A 15,783-nucleotide genomic window follows, 5' to 3' on the forward strand; every position below is an offset into this window, starting at 1 on the left:
TAATAGTGGCGTGGGAAGAGAAGAGAACCTTGTCACCCTGCTCCGCGACCGGCTCCGGCTCCACCAGGGCCCGGCCGGCCGGCGGCTCGCGGGCGCGCTGACCGACCTGGCCCAGACCGGTGCCATCACCCCGGGCACCCGGCTGCCGTCCGAACGCGACCTGGCCCAGGCGGTCGGGCTCAGCCGCGGTACGGTGGCGGCCGCCTTCAACGCCCTGTGCGAGGAGGGCCTGTGCGAACGCCGCCAGGGCAGCGGCACGTACGTGGTGGGCGTCCCGACGTTCGGCGGCCTGCTCCAGGGCGGCGCGGTGCCGGCCGACCTGTCCACCTCGGTCGTCCCCGACCCCTCGCACCTGGCGGTGCCCGCGCTGGACGCCGCCGACCTGATGCGCGCGCCGAGCGGCCACGGCTACGACGCCATGGGCGATTCCCGGCTGCGCGCCGTACTGGCCGCGGCGGAACGCGGGCCGCACCGGGAGATCCTGGTGACCTCCGGCGCCCAGCAGGGCATCGACCTGGCGGCCCGGGTGTTGTTGCGGCCCGGCGACCGCGTGCTGGTCGGCGACCCGGCGTATGGGGGAGCGCTCAGCGTGTTCCGGCGGGCGGGGGCCCACGCCGTGCCCGTGGACCTCGCCGTCCCCGCCGCGGTGGAGGACGCGCTCGCCCGCCACCGCCCGGCCGCCGTGTTCACGCTCCCCGTGGACAACCCCACCGGCCGCGTGTCCGACCTGCGGCACGTGGCCGAACTGGCCGCCGCCGCGGACGTCCCGCTGGTCGAGGACCGTACGCTGGCCTCCCTCGTGCACGACGGCGGGCCGTCGCCGGAGCCGCTGGCCCTGGCCCATCCGTACGGCACGGTGACGGTGGGCTCGTTGTCGAAGGTGCTCTGGGGCGGCCTGCGGGTGGGCTGGCTGACGGCCCCGGAACCGCTGCTGGCCCGCCTGCTGGAGGCCAAGCTCGACGCCGACCTGGCCACCAGCGCCGTCTCCCAGCGGCTGGCCGTCGACCTCCTCGACGGCGACCCGGTGACGCCCTGGCTGGCCGAGCTGACCCGCCGCCGCGACCACTTCACCGCCGCCCTGTCCGCGCGTCTGCCGGAGTGGACCTGGTCACGTCCGCAGGGCGGTCTGTCGGTGTGGGCCCGGCTGCCCGGCGCCGACACCGACAGGTTCGCCGTGGCCGCCCGCGAGCACGGCGTGGCGGTGGCCCCCGGCTCCCTGTTCTCCCCGGACGGCCGCCACCGCGACCGCCTGCGCCTCAGCTTCGCCCTGCCGCCGGCCCTCCTGGACCAGGCGGTCGCGGCCCTCGCCCGTACCTGGGCGGAGACCGGCCCCCCTCACCGGCCGGACCGCGACGGCCTCAGCCCGTCTTGACCTTGACCGCCTTGCTCTCGTGGTGCGTCCGGTCGAGCGAGGTGATCAGGAACGTCCCCGGCTCCTTGGCCGTGTACGAGGTGTCCGTCACCACGGCCACCAGGTTGCGGGCGTCGGTGGTGTGGCACGTCTTGCCCGACTTCGGCACCCGGTAGACCGCGTAGGCCCGCGCCCCGTCGGACGGCTTCCACGAGACGGTGGAGCCGGCCGCCTTGGCGTCGGCCGGCGTGGCCGGGGCCTCGCCGCCGCGGTCGTCCATGAGCGGGATCAGCGCCGGGCGGCTGTAGTGCTCCTTGGCCACGAGGTCGATCGCCCCGAGCGGGTTGGTCAGGAGCTGCTTGGCGCTGAAGTAGATGTCGCCGTCGACCTGCTTGTAGCGCTGGTTGATCGTCAGGTGCGCCGACAACTCGCCCGGCCTGGCCCAGGCCGGGTTGGTCTTGGTGCCGACCTGGTAGAGCGCCTGGCCGATGTAGAGCTGGACGTCGGTGTCCTCGACCGCGCCGGCCCACCAGGACGTCAGCGCCTTGTAGTCGGCCGCCTTGAAGCCGCGCGGCCAGTAGAGCTGCGGGGCCACGTAGTCGACGGTGCCGGCCTTGATCCAGGCCCGCGCGTCGGCGTAGATCGAGTCGTAGGCGGACATGCCGGCCGTGGCGGACCCGTCGGGGTCGTTGGACTTGTTGCGCCAGATCCCGAACGGGCTGATGCCGAACTTCACGTAATTCTTCGTGTCGTGCACGGCCTGGTCGACCTGGGCCACGAGCTTGTTGACGTTGCCCCGCCGCCAGTCGGCCAGCTTCTGGTCCTTGCCGTACTTGGCGAAGGCCGCCTTGTCGTCGAAGGTGCCGCCGCCGCCCGGGTAGGGGTAGAAGTAGTCGTCGAAGTGCACGCCGTCGACGTCGTAGCGGCTGACCACGTCGGTGATGACCTTCGTGACGTGCTCGCGCACCTGCGGCAGGCCGGGGTTGTAGTAGAGGCCGCCGCCGTACTTGACCGTCCAGTCGCGGTGCTTGCGGGCCGGGTGGTCGGCCGGGAGCTTGGACACGTCGGCGCTCTCGGCGGCGCGGTAGGGGTTGAACCAGGCGTGGAACTCCAGGTTGCGCTTGTGTGCCTCCTCGATGAGGAACGGCAGCGGGTCCCAGCCCGGGTCCTTGCCCGGGGTGCCCGTCAGGTACTGGGACCAGGGCTCCAGCGAGGACCGGTAGAGCGCGTCGGACGTGGGTCGCACCTGGACGAAGACGGCGTTGAGATTGCGCTTGACGGCGCTGTCGAGGATCTTGACGTACTCGGCCTTCTGGCGGGCCTGGCCGAGGCCGGCGCGGGAGGGCCAGTCGATGTTCTTGACCGTCGCGATCCACACCCCGCGCAACTGGCGCTTGGGGTAGCGGGGATCGGCCTTGCAGGCCGCCGCCTCGGCGGCGTCGGTGGCGGTGGTCGTCGTCTTCTTGGTCGCTGCGGGGCTCTCGGTCGCGCCGGGGCCGAACACGTAGGCGGCGCTGGTGGTCACGACCGCGAGGGCTGCAGCGGCTAGGAGTGGGCGTCCAGTTCGCATAGTGCAACCCAGTTTGACATCTGCTCCTACGTGATCGGACCTGAAAAAAGAAATGAAGTCGTGATGCTTCTGTTACGAAACGGCAGGCAGGTGATGAAACGGGCGGGCCGGGAGGGACACGTTCCCCTCCCGGCGCTCCAAACCGCATCCAGTGTCACTCCGTGGCCGCGACCTTGCTCGCCAGGTTCGGCGGCAGCGGCTCGTAACGCAGGAACGTACGCGTGAACGTGCCGGTGCCGTGCGACATCGAACGCAGGTCGATCGCGTACCGGGTGATCTCCAGTTCGGGCACCTCGGCCTTGACCAGCGTGCGCCCGGTGCCCACCGGCTCGGTGCCGAGCACGCGCCCGCGCCGCGAGGACAGGTCGGACATCACCGAGCCCACGTGGTCGTCGGCCACCAGCACCGACAGCTCGTCCACCGGCTCCAGCAGCAGTGTCGGCACCTTCGCCGCCGCCTCCTTCAGCGCGAGCTGACCGGCGATCTGGAAGGCCATGTCGGAGGAGTCGACCGAGTGGGCCTTGCCGTCGTAGAGCGTGACGCGTACGTCCACCATGGGGTAGCCGGCCACCACGCCGCGCTCCATCTGGGCCCGCACGCCCTTCTCCACCGACGGGATGAACTGCCGGGGCACCACCCCGCCGACGACCTTGTCCACGAACTCGAACCCGCCGCCCGAGGGCAGGGGCTCGACCTCCAGATGGCAGATCGCGTACTGGCCGTGGCCGCCGGTCTGCTTGACGTTGCGGCCCATCGCCTGGCACCTGCCGCCGAACGTCTCGCGCAGCGGCACCCGCAGCTCGATCCGCTCGACCTCCACGCCGTGGCGGTTGGCCAGGCGGTCGAGCAGCACGTCGGTGTGCGCCTCGCCCATGCACCACAACACGAGCTGCCGGGTCTCGGCGTTGTTCTCCAGCCGCAGCGTCGGGTCCTCGGCCACGAGCCTGCCGAGCGCCTGGGCCAGTTTGTCCTCGTCGGCCTTCGATCTGGCCCTGATCGCGACCGGCAGCAGCGGGTCGGGCATCTGCCAGGAGGTCATCAGCAGCGGCCGGTCCACCTCCGACAGGGTGTCGCCGGTCTCGGCGCGCGACAGCTTGGCCACGGCCACGATGTCCCCGGCCGAGCCCTTGGCCGCCGGGCGCTGGGTCTTGCCGAGCGGGCTGGTCAGCGTGCCGATGCGCTCGTCCACGTCGTGGTCCTCGTGCCCGCGGTCGGCCAGGCCGTGGCCGGAGACGTGCACGGTCATGTCGGGACGCAGCGTGCCGGAGAAGACGCGTACGAGGCTGATGCGGCCCACGTACGGGTCGCTGGTGGTCTTGACGACCTCGGCCACGAGCGGGCCGTCGGGGTCGCACGCGATGCCGTCGACCGGTTTGCCGGACAGGTCGGTGATCTCGGGCATCGGGTGTTCGAGCGGCGAGGGGAAGCCCTGGGTCACCAGCTCCAGCACCTCCGTCATGCCCACGGCGTGGCCGTCGCCGAGCCCGCTGCACAGCACCGGGTAGAAGCTGCCGCGCGCGACCGCCTTCTCCAGGTCGTCCACCAGGACCTTGGTGTCGATGGGGTCGCCCTCCAGGTAGCGTTCCATGAGCGACTCGTCCTCGCTCTCCTGGATGATCCCCTCGATCAGCTCGCCGCGCCGCTCCTCGATCTGGGCCTCGTACTCGGCGCCGGGCTCCTTCTCGGTGCGGGTGCCGGTCGCGTAGTTGTAGAACTTCTGCGACAGCAGCCCGATCAGGCCGTTGACGTGCCCGTTGGTGATCACGGGCAGGTAGAGCGGGGCGACGCCGTCGCCGAAGACGTCCTGGCAGGTGGTCAGCACGTCGTCGAAGTCGGCGCGCTGGTGGTCGATCTTGGTGATCACGACCGCCCTGGGCATGCCGACGCGGGAGCACTCCTCCCAGAGCATCTGCGTGAGGCCGTCGATGCCCTCGGAGGCCGACACGACGAACAGGGCGGCGTCGGCCGCGCGCAGACCGGCGCGCAGGTCGCCCACGAAGTCGGCGTACCCCGGGGTGTCGAGCAGGTTGATCTTTATGCCGTTGTGCACGAGCGGCGTCAGCGCCAGGTTGACCGAGCGCTGCTGCCGGACCTCGACCTCGTCGAAGTCGCTGGCGGTGTTGCCGTCCTCGACCCGGCCCGCCCGCTGGATGGTGCCCGTCGTGGCCAGCAGTTGCTCGACCAGGGTGGTCTTGCCCGCTCCTGAGTGGCCGACCAGCACGACATTGCGTATCGCATCCGCCCTGTCGGCCGTGGGTGCCCTGCCCGCGGCTCCCATGGCCCCGCCAGAGTTCCTTTCCGCCACTTCGCCTCCCGCGTCGTCGGTATGAGTCCAACGCCGCGCCCGCGCGGAGGGTGACAGAAACCGCATGGACGCGGTGTGTTCACCAAATACCCCTGTGGCGAATATCACAAGGGGTGCGGGGCAAAGAAAGTGGCCGCTCACGCGATGGCCTACGATCGGACCGCGATGCTCAAACTCCTGCGCCCGGCCATGACCCGGATACTCACCCCGCTGGGCAGGGCTCTCGTCGGCCGCGGGATCGGCCCGAACGCCGTCACGGCGATCGGCACCCTCGGCACGGTGATCTCCGCCCTGCTCCTGTTCCCGCTGGGCCACCTGGCCTGGGGGGCGCTGCTCATCACCGTCTTCGTGCTGTTCGACCTGCTCGACGGCGTGGTGGCCCGGCTCGGCGGCAAGGGGGGCACCACCTGGGGCGCCTTCCTCGACTCCACGCTCGACCGGGTGGCCGACGCGGCGATCTTCGCCGGCCTGATCCTGTATTTCGTCGCCCGGGGCGACACTCTGATGGCCGGTGTGACGCTGGCCTGCCTGGTCGCCGGCTCCCTCGTCTCCTACGCCAAGGCCAGGGCCGAGGGCCTCGGCCTCACGGCGGACGTGGGGCTGGCCGAGCGTCCGGAGCGGCTGGTCGTGGCCCTGGTCGCGACCTTCTTCTCGGGGGTCGGGGTGCCGTACGTGCTGCCGCTCGGGATGTGGTTGCTCGCGGCGGCCAGCACGATCACCGTGGTGCAGCGGGTGGTGCACGTCTACCGGCAGACGAGGGAAGCATGAGCGAGCAGGTGTCCATCGGCGACCGCGTCGTGGCGGCGGGCTTCGCGGCGGGCTGGAAGCTGGTCCCGCTGCTGCCCCAGCGCCCCACGGCCGCGGTCTTCCGCCTCCTGGCCGACCGGGTGTGGCGCAGGCGCGGCAAGTCCGTACGCCGCCTGGAGTCCAACCTGGCCAGGGTCACCGGCATCGACGCCGACAGCGCGGAGCTGCGCGAGCTGAGCAGGGCCGGCATGCGCTCCTACTTCCGCTACTTCCACGAGGTGTTCCGCCTGCCCTCGATCCCCCGTCCGGAGGTCGTCCGCCGCACCCACGTCGTCGGGGCCGAGCACATCCACGACACCGTCGCCGCGGGCCGGGGCGTGGTGCTGGCCCTGCCCCACATGGGCAACTGGGACGCGGCGGGCGCCTGGCTGGTCGGCGTCGGCCACCCGTTCACCACGGTCGCCGAGCGGCTGCGGCCCGAGTCGCTGTTCCGCCGCTACGTCGCCTTCCGCGAGGGCCTCGGCATGGAGGTGCTGCCGCTCACCGGCGGCGACGGCCACAACTTCGGCACCCTCGCCGGCCGGGTGCGCAAGGGCGGTGTGGTCTGCCTGCCCGCCGAGCGCGACCTGACCAAGAGCGGCATCGAGGTGCGCTTCTTCGGCGCCACGACCAAGGTGCCCGCCGGGCCGCCGCTGCTGGCCGTGCAGACCGGCGCCGCGCTGCTGCCGGCGACCGTCTACTTCGTGGGCGACGACTGGGGCATCCACATCCACGAGGAGGTCCCGGTGCCCGCCGAGGGCACCCGGCAGGAGAAGGTGGCGGCCGTCGCCCAGGCCATGACGGACGTCTTCGAGAAGGGCATCGCCGAGCACCCGGAGGACTGGCACATGCTGCAGCGGCTCTGGCTGGAAGACCTGCCGAGATGAAGGTCGGCATCGTCTGCCCCTACTCCTGGGACATGCCCGGCGGGGTCAAGCAGCACATCGACGACCTGGCCCAGGCGCTCATGGCACAGGGGCACGAGGTGTCGGTGATCGCGCCCGCGGCCGACGACGACGAGCTGCCCCCGTACGTGACCGGGGCCGGCCGGGCGGTGCCGGTGCCCTACAACGGGTCGGTGGCCCGGATGTCGTTCGGGTTCCTGTCGGCCGCGCGGGTGCGGCGCTGGGTGCGTACGGGCGAGTTCGACGTGCTGCACATCCACGAGCCGCTGATCCCCAGCCTCGGCGTACTGGCCTGCTGGGCGGCCAAGGGGCCGATCGTGGCGACCTTCCACGCCTCCTTCAGCCGCTCGCGGGCCATCGCGGTGGCCGAGCCGCTGCTGCGCAGCGCGCTGGAGAAGCTGAGCGGCCGCATCGCGGTCTCCGACGCGGCCCGCAAGAGCCTGGTCGAGCAGTTCGGCGGCGACACCGTGCTGATCCCCAACGGGGTGACCGTGGCCCGCTACACCGAGGCCGAGCCGCTGCCCGGCTGGGGGCCCGACGGCGCCACGATCGGCTTCCTCGGCCGCATGGACGAAGAGCGCAAGGGCCTGCCGATCCTGCTCGACGCCTTCAACTCCCTCGCCGCCGACCGGGCCGACCTGAAGCTGCTCATCGCCGGCCCCGGCGACGCCAAGGACGTCTACGACAAGGTACGCAAGCCCTTCCACGAACGGGTGACCGTGCTCGGCATGGTGAGCGAGGCCGACAAGATCCGCGCCTACCACTCGGTCGACGTGTTCTGCGCGCCCAACACCCGGGGCGAGAGCTTCGGCATCGTGCTGGCCGAGGCCATGGCCTCCGGCGCCACGGTGCTGGCCAGCGACATCCCGGCCTTCCGCAAGGTGCTGGGCGAGGGGCAGGCCGGCGCGCTGTTCGCCAACGGCGACGCCTCCTCGCTGGCCCGCGAGGCCGCCGCCCTGCTCGACGCCCCCGAGCGGCGTGCCAAGCTGGCCGCCGAGGCGCTGGTCGCGGTCAGGAAGTACGACTGGTCCACGGTCGCCCGCGACGTGGTGCGCGTCTACGAGACGGTGACCACCAGCGGCGCGGGCCGCGTGGAGGAAGATCTGTGACGGCCCCCCGAGAGCATTTCTAGGGACTTACTGTGACATCCACCATGATCGTGCTGATCGTGGGCATCGTCGTGGTGCTCACGGCCGTCTACATCTCCTGGCGGGCCGGCCGGCTCGACCGCCTGCACATCAGGCTCGAACTGGCCCGCGAGTCGCTGGAGGCCGCGCTGATGCGCCGCCGGGCCGTGGTGCTCGAACTGGCCGGCTCGCGGCTGCTCGACCCCGCCACCTCGCTGGTGCTGGCCGCCGCCGCCCACGAGGCCAGGATCGCCGGGCCCGAGGAGCGCGAGCACGCCGAGAGCGACCTGTCGCGGGCGCTGCGGGCCGCGGCCGACCAGGAACGGTTCAGGGAGAAGCTGACCGAGTCGCCCGGCGGCGGCGACCTGCTGGAGGAGCTCGACGCGGCGGTGGCCAAGGTCGTCTACTCCCGCCGTTTCTACAACAACGCGGTCGGCGTCACCCGTACGGCGCAGCGCCGCTGGCTGGCCAGGACGCTGCGGCTGGCCGGGCACACCGAGTTCCCGAGCTTCTTCGAGATCGACGACAATCCGCCGTCATCTATGTCACCTGAATGACCAAATGTGAGGAGGCCGGTAAGCTGCTCCCGATTTCTGGGCAAAGGCGAGGAGTTGTTACAGGTGCGGCTATCCCGGATGATCTCGGTGACTCTGGCAGGGGCGGCCGTGCTGGTGCCCGTCGCGGGCTGCTCGTCCGACGAGCCGGCCTCCGGCAAAGCGCCGCAGGCGGCCACCGTCAGCCCGTCCGAGGAGCCGACAGAGACGGCTGCTGAGGGGCATCCCTTCACCGGCCAGCCGTACGAGGAGCTCAAGCCGGTGCTCGCGGTGAAGATCGAGAACACCTCGGCGGGCAAGCCGCAGCTCGGGCTGAAGAGCGCGGACATCGTGTACGTCGAGCAGGTCGAGGCCGGTCTGACCCGGCTCATGGCGATCTTCTCCTCGAAGATCCCGGCCAAGGTCGGCCCGGTGCGCAGCGCCCGCATCTCCGACCTGCACCTCGTCCCGCAGTACGGCAAGCCCGCCTTCGCCTACTCCGGGGCGCAGACCAAGATGTTGCCGTACATCGCCAAGGCCCCGCTGTACGACGTCGGCGACACCCGCAACCCGGGTGCCTACTTCCGCCAGCCGGGCCGCTACGCCCCCTACAACCTGTTCGCCAACACCAAGAAGCTGTTGTCGGGCGCCCCCAAGGCCACCAAGGCCAAGGACGTCGGCTTCACCTTCGGCGACGCACCGGCCGAGGGCGGCGTGGACAAGAAGTCGTACACGGTCAGGTGGCCCGCGGCGCGCTTCACCTTCGCCTGGTCGGAGGCCAAGAAGCAGTGGCTGATCTGGCAGGACGGCAAGAAGGACATGGCCGCCGAGGGAGGCCAGCTCGGCGCGCCCACGATCGTGGTGCAGTACACCAAGACCGAGCGCTCGGAGTTCCACGACTTCCACCAGAGCTACACGCCGCTCGTGCACACCACCGGCAAGGGCAAGGCGGTCGTGCTGCGCGACGGCAAAGCTTTCACGGCCAACTGGGAACGGGAATCGGAGGAGACCGGCACGACGTTCACCACTGAGAGCGGCGAGCCGATGAACTTCGCCCCCGGCCAGGTCTGGATCGCCCTCGCCAGCCGCAAACCCGTCACCCCTTGATGACCTATCTGTACAACTTGGGCGACAAATCCTGACATCGTGGCATGTCGGGGGAGGGGTCCCTAAGGACCTACGATGGGTTTGATAACTTACCGTCCGCCCTGAGAGCCCGTGAGGAAGACCGTTGTCCAGCACGCCTGAAAGCACCCCCGTCACCGGAACGGCCCGCGTCAAGCGCGGCATGGCCGAGATGCTCAAGGGTGGCGTCATCATGGACGTCGTCACCCCCGACCAGGCCAAGATCGCCGAGGACGCCGGCGCCGTCGCCGTCATGGCCCTTGAGCGTGTGCCCGCCGACATCCGCGCCCAGGGCGGCGTGTCCAGGATGAGCGACCCCGACATGATCGACGGCATCATTGCCGCCGTGTCGATCCCCGTCATGGCCAAGGCCCGCATCGGCCACTTCGTCGAGGCCAAGGTGCTGCAGTCGCTGGGTGTCGACTACGTCGACGAGTCCGAGGTGCTCACCCCGGCCGACTACGCCAACCACATCGACAAGTGGCAGTTCACGGTGCCCTTCGTCTGCGGCGCCACCAACCTCGGCGAGGCCCTGCGCCGCATCACCGAGGGCGCGGCCATGATCCGCTCCAAGGGCGAGGCCGGCACCGGCGACGTCTCCAACGCCGTCACCCACATGCGGACGATCCGCGCCGAGATCAAGCGCCTGACCACGCTGCCCGAGGACGAGCTCTACGTGGCCGCCAAGGAGCTGCAGGCCCCCTACGAGCTGGTCGCCGAGGTCGCGAGGAGCGGCAAGCTGCCGGTCGTGCTGTTCACCGCGGGCGGCATTGCCACCCCGGCCGACGCGGCCATGATGATGCAGCTCGGCGCCGAGGGCGTGTTCGTCGGCTCGGGCATCTTCAAGTCGGGCGACCCGGCCAAGCGCGCCGCGGCCATCGTCAAGGCCACCACCTTCTACGACGACGCCGACGTCGTCGCCAAGGTCTCCCGCGGTCTGGGCGAGGCCATGGTCGGCATCAACGTCGACGAGATCCCGCAGCCCCACCGGCTGGCCGAGCGCGGCTGGTGAACTCCGGCGCGTCGCCGCAGGCCGGCGGCCCGCCGTAGGCTCATGATCGTCATGTGCCGATGAAAAGCTTCGAAAGAGGCGGCATTCACGAAGAATGTCGCCTCTTTTCTGTTGTCCCGGGTTCACCGCCAGGTCATGAACCTCAGTCAGGCTACGGGCGTCCCTCACCCTTGATCGTCCCGAGGAGCGCACCGTGTCCCAGCTGAACCGCAGGCATTTCCTGGTCACCGGGCTGGCGGCGGGCGCCGCCGCGGCGATCCCCGCCACGGCCGCGAGCGCCGATCCCGACCCGGCCGCCGAGACCGCCCAGGCCCTGGCCTCGCGCGGCCTGTCGACCGACCCGTTCACGCTCGGCGTGGCCTGCGGCGACCCCGACCACGAGGGGTTCGTGTTGTGGACCAGGCTGGCCCAGAACCCGCTGGCCGAGGACGGCTTCGGCGGCATGCCGCAGCGTCCGTTCACCGTGCGATGGCAGGTCTACGCCGACGAGCGCGGACGGCGCGTCGTCCGTTCGGGGGCGAGCGTCGCCGCGCCCGAGTGGGGGCACAGCGTCCATGTCGAGGTCGACCGCCTGAGCTCGGACCGCGAGTACTGGTACCGCTTCCGCGTCGGCCCGTACGTCTCGCCCATGGGACGGGCGCGCACCGCCCCGCACCCGCTGTCCCACGGCGCGCTGACGATGGCCTTCGTCTCCTGCGCCCAGTACGAGCACGGCTGGTTCACCTCCTACCGCAGGCTGGCCGAGGAGCACCCGGACCTGATCCTGCACCTGGGCGACTACCAGTACGAGTACACCAAGGACACCTACACCATCCCCGGCGGCAACGTCCGCGACCACGAGGGCCCCGAGACCGAGACGCTGGCGAACTACCGCCAGCGCCACGCCCAGTACAAGGCCGACCCCGACCTCCAGGCCGCGCACGCCGCCGCGCCCTGGCTGGTCGTGTGGGACGACCACGAACTGGACAACAACTGGGCCGACGAGGTGCCCGAGAAGCCCGAGGTGCCCCAGCCGGACTTCCCGGCCCGCCGCGCCGCCGCCTTCCGCGCCTACTACGAGAACATGCCGCTGCGCCGCACCTCCATCCCGCGCGGCATCGACATGCAGCTCTACCGGCGCATCCGATGGGGCCGGACGGCCACCTTCCACATGATGGACACCCGCCAGTACCGCGACGACCAGGGCTGCGGCGACGGCTACCGCGACTGCCCGGCCGCCCTCGACCCGGCCCGTTCGATCACGGGTGCGGCCCAGGAGGCGTGGCTGATCGACGGTTTCCACCGCTCGCGCGCGCAGTGGGACATCCTGGGCCAGCAGGTGTTCTTCGCCCAGCGCGACAACAACGCCGGCCCCGCCAAGATCACCTCGATGGACGCCTGGGACGGCTACGTCGCCTCCCGGCGGCGCATCACGCAGGGCTGGATGGACGCCCAGGTCCGCAACCCCGTCGTGCTGACCGGCGACGTGCACGCCCACTGGGCCAGCGACCTCAAGCTGGACTACGACGACCCGACCGGCCCGACCGTCGGCTCGGAGCTGGTGGCCTCCTCGATCACCACCGGTGGCGACGGCGCGGACTCCGACCCGGCCACGCATCCGTACCTGACGATCAATCCGCACCTGAAGTTCTACAACAACCAGCGCGGTTACGTGCTGACGAAGATCGAGCGAGACCTGCTCACGGCCGACTTCAAGGTCGTCCCGCAGGTGCACGAACCGGGGGCCGAGGCGTACACGCGGGCCACGTTCGTGGTGGAGGACCGGGTGCCCGGGGTGCGGCAGACGTACTTGCGACCGTTGGACCCGGCGATCGGGGCCAGGAAGCAGGTGACGGTGGAGGACACCGTCCGGTTGGAGACCGAGCGCCCGTAATCCTTGGCGGGCGGCATCCCCGGCGGGGGTGCCGCCTTCCTTTCGCCCGGAATATTAGCCAGGCTAAGTTAGTTTGGCTAAGTATGAGGGACGATCCCACCCAGATGGCCGAGCAGGTCTCCAAGGTGCTGCGGCACCTGGTCCTGCTGCTGCGGCGCTCCAGCGCCGGCCAGCCCGTCACCACCCAGCAGTACGCCGTGCTCGGCTCGCTCGAACACCGCCCGCGCCGGATGACCGAGCTGGCCGAGGAGCACGCCGTCCAGCTCCCGACCATGACCGTGCAGATCAACCGGCTGGAGTACGCGGGCCTGGTGGCACGCGGCTCCGACCCGGCCGACGCCCGCGTCAGGACGGTCGAGCTCACCGGCGAGGGCCGCGACCGGCTGCACGCCGTACGCCGGGCCAGGATCGCCCGCCTGGCCCGTGACCTGGCCGCCCTGACCGACGACGAGCGCGACGTGCTCGCGGCGGCCCTGCCCGTCCTGGCCAAGCTCGGCGCCGACACACCCACTGAGTAAGGGAGCACCATGCAATCCGGCGGCGGAATCCTGCGCCAGCCGATGTCCGTCTGGGCCACCGCGTTCGCCGCGGTCGTGGCCTTCATGGGCATCGGCCTCGTCGACCCCATCCTGCCCTCCATCGCCCAGGGGCTGCACGCCACGCCCAGCCAGGTGTCCCTGCTGTTCACCAGCTACTTCCTGGTCACCGCCGTGGCGATGCTGATCACCGGCTGGGTCTCCAGCCGCATCGGCGGCAAGCGCACGCTGCTGGCCGGGCTGGCGCTGGTCGTCGTGTTCGCCGCGCTGGCCGGCACCTCCGGCAGCGTCGCCGAACTCGTCGGCTTCCGCGCCGGCTGGGGGCTCGGCAACGCCCTGTTCGTGGCCACCGCGCTGGCCGTCATCGTCGGCGCGGCCAGCGGCGGCGCGGAGTCGGCCATCATCCTGTACGAGGCCGCGCTCGGCCTCGGCATCTCCGCCGGCCCCCTCGTCGGCGCGCTGCTCGGCGACTGGAACTGGCGGGCGCCCTTCTTCGGCACCGCCACGCTGATGGCCGCCGGGTTCGTCCTGATCGCCACCCTGCTCAGATCCGGGCCGAAGCCCGCGGTGAAGACCAGGCTCAGCGCCCCCATCCGGGCCCTGGCCCACGGCGGCCTGTCCACGACCGCGTTCACCGCCCTGTTCTACAACTTCGCCTTCTTCACGATCCTCGCCTTCACCCCCTTCATCCTGCACATGTCGCCGTACGGCATCGGCGCGGTGTTCTTCGGGTGGGGCGTCTGCGTGGCGCTGGCCTCGGTGTTCGGCGCGCCGCCGCTCCAGCGCAGGATCGGCTCGGTGAACGTGTTGTACCTGGCCCTCGGCCTGCTCGCGGTCTTCCAGCTCGGCATCGCGGTGTCGGGACCGGCCGGGGCGCACGCCGGGATCATCGTGTTCACCGTGTTGTCGGGCATCCCGATCGGCCTGAACAACACCGTCTTCACCGAGTCGGCCATGGAGGTCTCCGACGCCCCGAGGCCCGTGGCCTCGGCCGGGTACAACTTCGTGCGCTGGATGGGCGGCGCGCTGGCGCCGTTCGTCGCGACCAAGCTCGGCGAGGAGATCGGCATCGCGGTGCCGTACGTCGTCGGCGCGGCCTGCTGCGCGATCGGCATGGCCTTCCTGTACGCCCGGCGCCACCACCTGAGCGCCTTGGCCCGCGTGGACGCCGTCCAGGCCGCCGCCTGACGCGGGCCCGCCTTTTACGCCAGAGTGCTCAGATAGGAAGATGCCGGGCCATCTTGGTGTTGAATTGTCGGAAACCGCCCCTTAACGGAAGGATCGCTGTGCCCACGATCGGTGTACTCGCTCTCCAGGGGGACGTGCGTGAGCATGCGCGCATGCTCCAGGAGGCCGGCGCCACGGCCACCGCCGTACGCCGCCCGGCCGAGCTCGACGCGGTCGACGGCCTGGTGATCCCCGGCGGCGAGTCGACGACCATGTGGAAGCTCGCCGACACCTTCGACATGCTGCAACCGCTGAGGATGCGGATCAAGGAGGGCATGCCCGCGTACGGCTCGTGCGCCGGCATGATCATGCTGGCCGACCGGATCGAGGACGGCATCGAGGGCCAGCAGACGATCGGCGGCATCGACATGGTGGTCAGGCGCAACGCCTTCGGCCGCCAGGTGGACTCGTTCGAGTCGGATCTGGATTTCTCCGGCGAACGCGTACATGCCGTGTTCATCCGTGCGCCGTGGGTGGAATCGGTCGGTCCTGAGGTTCAGGTGCTGGGCACCGCCGAGCCTGGGGATAGGATCGTCGCGGTCCGTCAAGGGCCGTTGCTCGCGACCTCGTTCCACCCCGAGCTGACCGGGGACACTCGCGTGCACCGTTACTTCGTAGACATGGTGAGGGAGCTCTAGGTAATGTCCGGCCACTCCAAATGGGCGACGACGAAGCACAAGAAGGCCGCGCTCGACGCCAAGCGCGGCAAGCTGTTCGCGAAGCTCATCAAGAACATCGAGGTGGCGGCACGGACCGGTGGCCCTGACCCGGACGCCAACCCCACCCTCTTCGACGCCATCTTCAAGGCCAAGAAGAACTCCGTGCCCAACGACAACATCGAGCGGGCGCGCAAGCGTGGCGGCGGCCTGGAGGCCGGCGGCGCCGACTGGCAGACCATCACGTACGAGGGCTACGCGCCCGGCGGCGTCGCGGTGCTCATCGAGTGCCTCACCGACAACCGCAACCGCGCCGCCTCCGAGGTCCGCGTCGCCCTGACCCGCAACGGCGGCTCGCTGGCCGACCCCGGCTCGGTGTCGTACATGTTCAACCGCAAGGGCGTCGTGATCGTGCCCAAGAACGGGCTCGACGAGGACACCGTCCTGATGGCCGTGCTCGACGCGGGCGCCGAAGAGGTCAACGACATGGGCGACTCCTTCGAGGTCGTCTCCGAGGCCGGTGACCTGGTGCCGGTCCGCAAGGCGCTGCAGGAGGCCGGCATCGACTACGACTCGGCCGAGTCGAGCTTCCTGCCGACCATGAGCGTGCCGCTCGACGAGGAGGGCGCCAAGAAGGTGTTCCGCCTGATCGACGCGCTGGAGGACAGCGACGACGTCCAGAACGTCTACGCCAACTTCGACGTCTCCGACGACGTCCTGGCCGCCCTGGACTGATCCGCCGACACGAGGGCCCGGGAGACCCCCGGGCCCTCGCGC

The 15,783-nt window shown here is 70.7% G+C and carries 14 protein-coding genes; 12 read left to right on the forward strand and 2 right to left on the reverse strand.

The features are described 5' to 3' along the window. Nucleotides 1-10: 10 nt before the first annotated feature. A complete protein-coding gene (locus IEZ27_RS39350; protein WP_189651933.1) occupies nt 11-1,372 on the forward strand; it encodes an aminotransferase-like domain-containing protein in 1,362 nt (453 codons plus the stop codon). Here the strand turns inward: IEZ27_RS39350 and IEZ27_RS39355 are convergent. Both IEZ27_RS39355 and IEZ27_RS39360 read right to left on the reverse strand, forming a co-directional pair. After that, nucleotides 1,359-2,876 carry a glycoside hydrolase family 10 protein gene (locus tag IEZ27_RS39355; RefSeq protein WP_229824759.1) on the reverse strand — a complete coding sequence of 506 codons (1,518 nt, stop codon included), beginning with the start codon at nt 2,874-2,876 and terminating at the stop codon, nt 1,359-1,361. The two genes, IEZ27_RS39350 and IEZ27_RS39355, sit on opposite strands and share 14 nt — an antisense overlap. Before the next feature lie 199 nt (nt 2,877-3,075). Further along, nucleotides 3,076-5,199, reverse strand: coding sequence for an elongation factor G-like protein EF-G2 (locus IEZ27_RS39360; RefSeq protein WP_379478627.1), 2,124 nt, complete (start codon nt 5,197-5,199; stop codon nt 3,076-3,078). Between the two features lie 171 nt (nt 5,200-5,370). Here IEZ27_RS39360 and pgsA point away from each other — a divergent pair, with 171 nt between their 5' ends. The 11 genes from pgsA to IEZ27_RS39415 all read left to right on the forward strand — a co-directional run bounded on the left by pgsA (nt 5,371) and on the right by IEZ27_RS39415 (nt 15,741). Beyond that, the gene (gene pgsA / locus IEZ27_RS39365) at nt 5,371-5,994 is read left to right on the forward strand and encodes a phosphatidylinositol phosphate synthase (protein WP_125635595.1); all 624 of its coding nucleotides are present in this window, start codon (nt 5,371-5,373) and stop codon (nt 5,992-5,994) included. Continuing rightward, nucleotides 5,991-6,899 carry a phosphatidylinositol mannoside acyltransferase gene (locus IEZ27_RS39370; RefSeq protein ID WP_189651936.1) on the forward strand — a complete coding sequence of 303 codons (909 nt, stop codon included), beginning with the start codon at nt 5,991-5,993 and terminating at the stop codon, nt 6,897-6,899. Before pgsA ends, IEZ27_RS39370 begins: the two co-directional genes overlap by 4 nt. Next, a complete protein-coding gene (locus tag IEZ27_RS39375) occupies nt 6,896-8,026 on the forward strand; it encodes a glycosyltransferase family 4 protein (RefSeq protein WP_125635599.1) in 1,131 nt (376 codons plus the stop codon). Before IEZ27_RS39370 ends, IEZ27_RS39375 begins: the two co-directional genes overlap by 4 nt. A gap of 32 nt (nt 8,027-8,058) precedes the next feature. Next, the gene (locus IEZ27_RS39380) at nt 8,059-8,601 is read left to right on the forward strand and encodes a hypothetical protein (RefSeq protein WP_189651937.1); all 543 of its coding nucleotides are present in this window, start codon (nt 8,059-8,061) and stop codon (nt 8,599-8,601) included. A gap of 78 nt (nt 8,602-8,679) precedes the next feature. Continuing rightward, on the forward strand, nt 8,680-9,684 hold the full coding sequence (locus IEZ27_RS39385; protein WP_189651938.1) for a DUF3048 domain-containing protein: 1,005 nt from the start codon (nt 8,680-8,682) through the stop codon (nt 9,682-9,684). A gap of 124 nt (nt 9,685-9,808) precedes the next feature. Continuing rightward, nucleotides 9,809-10,714 carry a pyridoxal 5'-phosphate synthase lyase subunit PdxS gene (pdxS, locus tag IEZ27_RS39390; RefSeq protein WP_185844698.1) on the forward strand — a complete coding sequence of 302 codons (906 nt, stop codon included), beginning with the start codon at nt 9,809-9,811 and terminating at the stop codon, nt 10,712-10,714. Between the two features lie 193 nt (nt 10,715-10,907). Continuing rightward, nucleotides 10,908-12,587 (forward strand): alkaline phosphatase D family protein, encoded by a 1,680-nt coding sequence (locus tag IEZ27_RS39395; protein ID WP_189651939.1) that lies wholly within the window; start codon nt 10,908-10,910, stop codon nt 12,585-12,587. An 83-nt stretch (nt 12,588-12,670) separates the two neighbouring features. After that, nucleotides 12,671-13,105: a MarR family winged helix-turn-helix transcriptional regulator gene (locus IEZ27_RS39400; protein ID WP_189651940.1), complete on the forward strand. Its 435-nt coding sequence runs from the start codon at nt 12,671-12,673 to the stop codon at nt 13,103-13,105. Nucleotides 13,106-13,114: 9 nt separating this feature from the next. Next, nucleotides 13,115-14,311 (forward strand): MFS transporter, encoded by a 1,197-nt coding sequence (locus IEZ27_RS39405; protein ID WP_189651941.1) that lies wholly within the window; start codon nt 13,115-13,117, stop codon nt 14,309-14,311. Between the two features lie 98 nt (nt 14,312-14,409). Further along, complete coding sequence (pdxT, locus tag IEZ27_RS39410) at nt 14,410-14,988, forward strand: pyridoxal 5'-phosphate synthase glutaminase subunit PdxT (protein ID WP_189651942.1); 579 nt, start codon at nt 14,410-14,412, stop codon at nt 14,986-14,988. Between the two features lie 3 nt (nt 14,989-14,991). Next, a complete protein-coding gene (locus IEZ27_RS39415; RefSeq protein ID WP_125635615.1) occupies nt 14,992-15,741 on the forward strand; it encodes a YebC/PmpR family DNA-binding transcriptional regulator in 750 nt (249 codons plus the stop codon). Nucleotides 15,742-15,783: the final 42 nt, after the last annotated feature.

It is taken from the genome of Nonomuraea spiralis (assembly GCF_014648435.1).
Classification (GTDB): domain Bacteria; phylum Actinomycetota; class Actinomycetes; order Streptosporangiales; family Streptosporangiaceae; genus Nonomuraea; species Nonomuraea spiralis.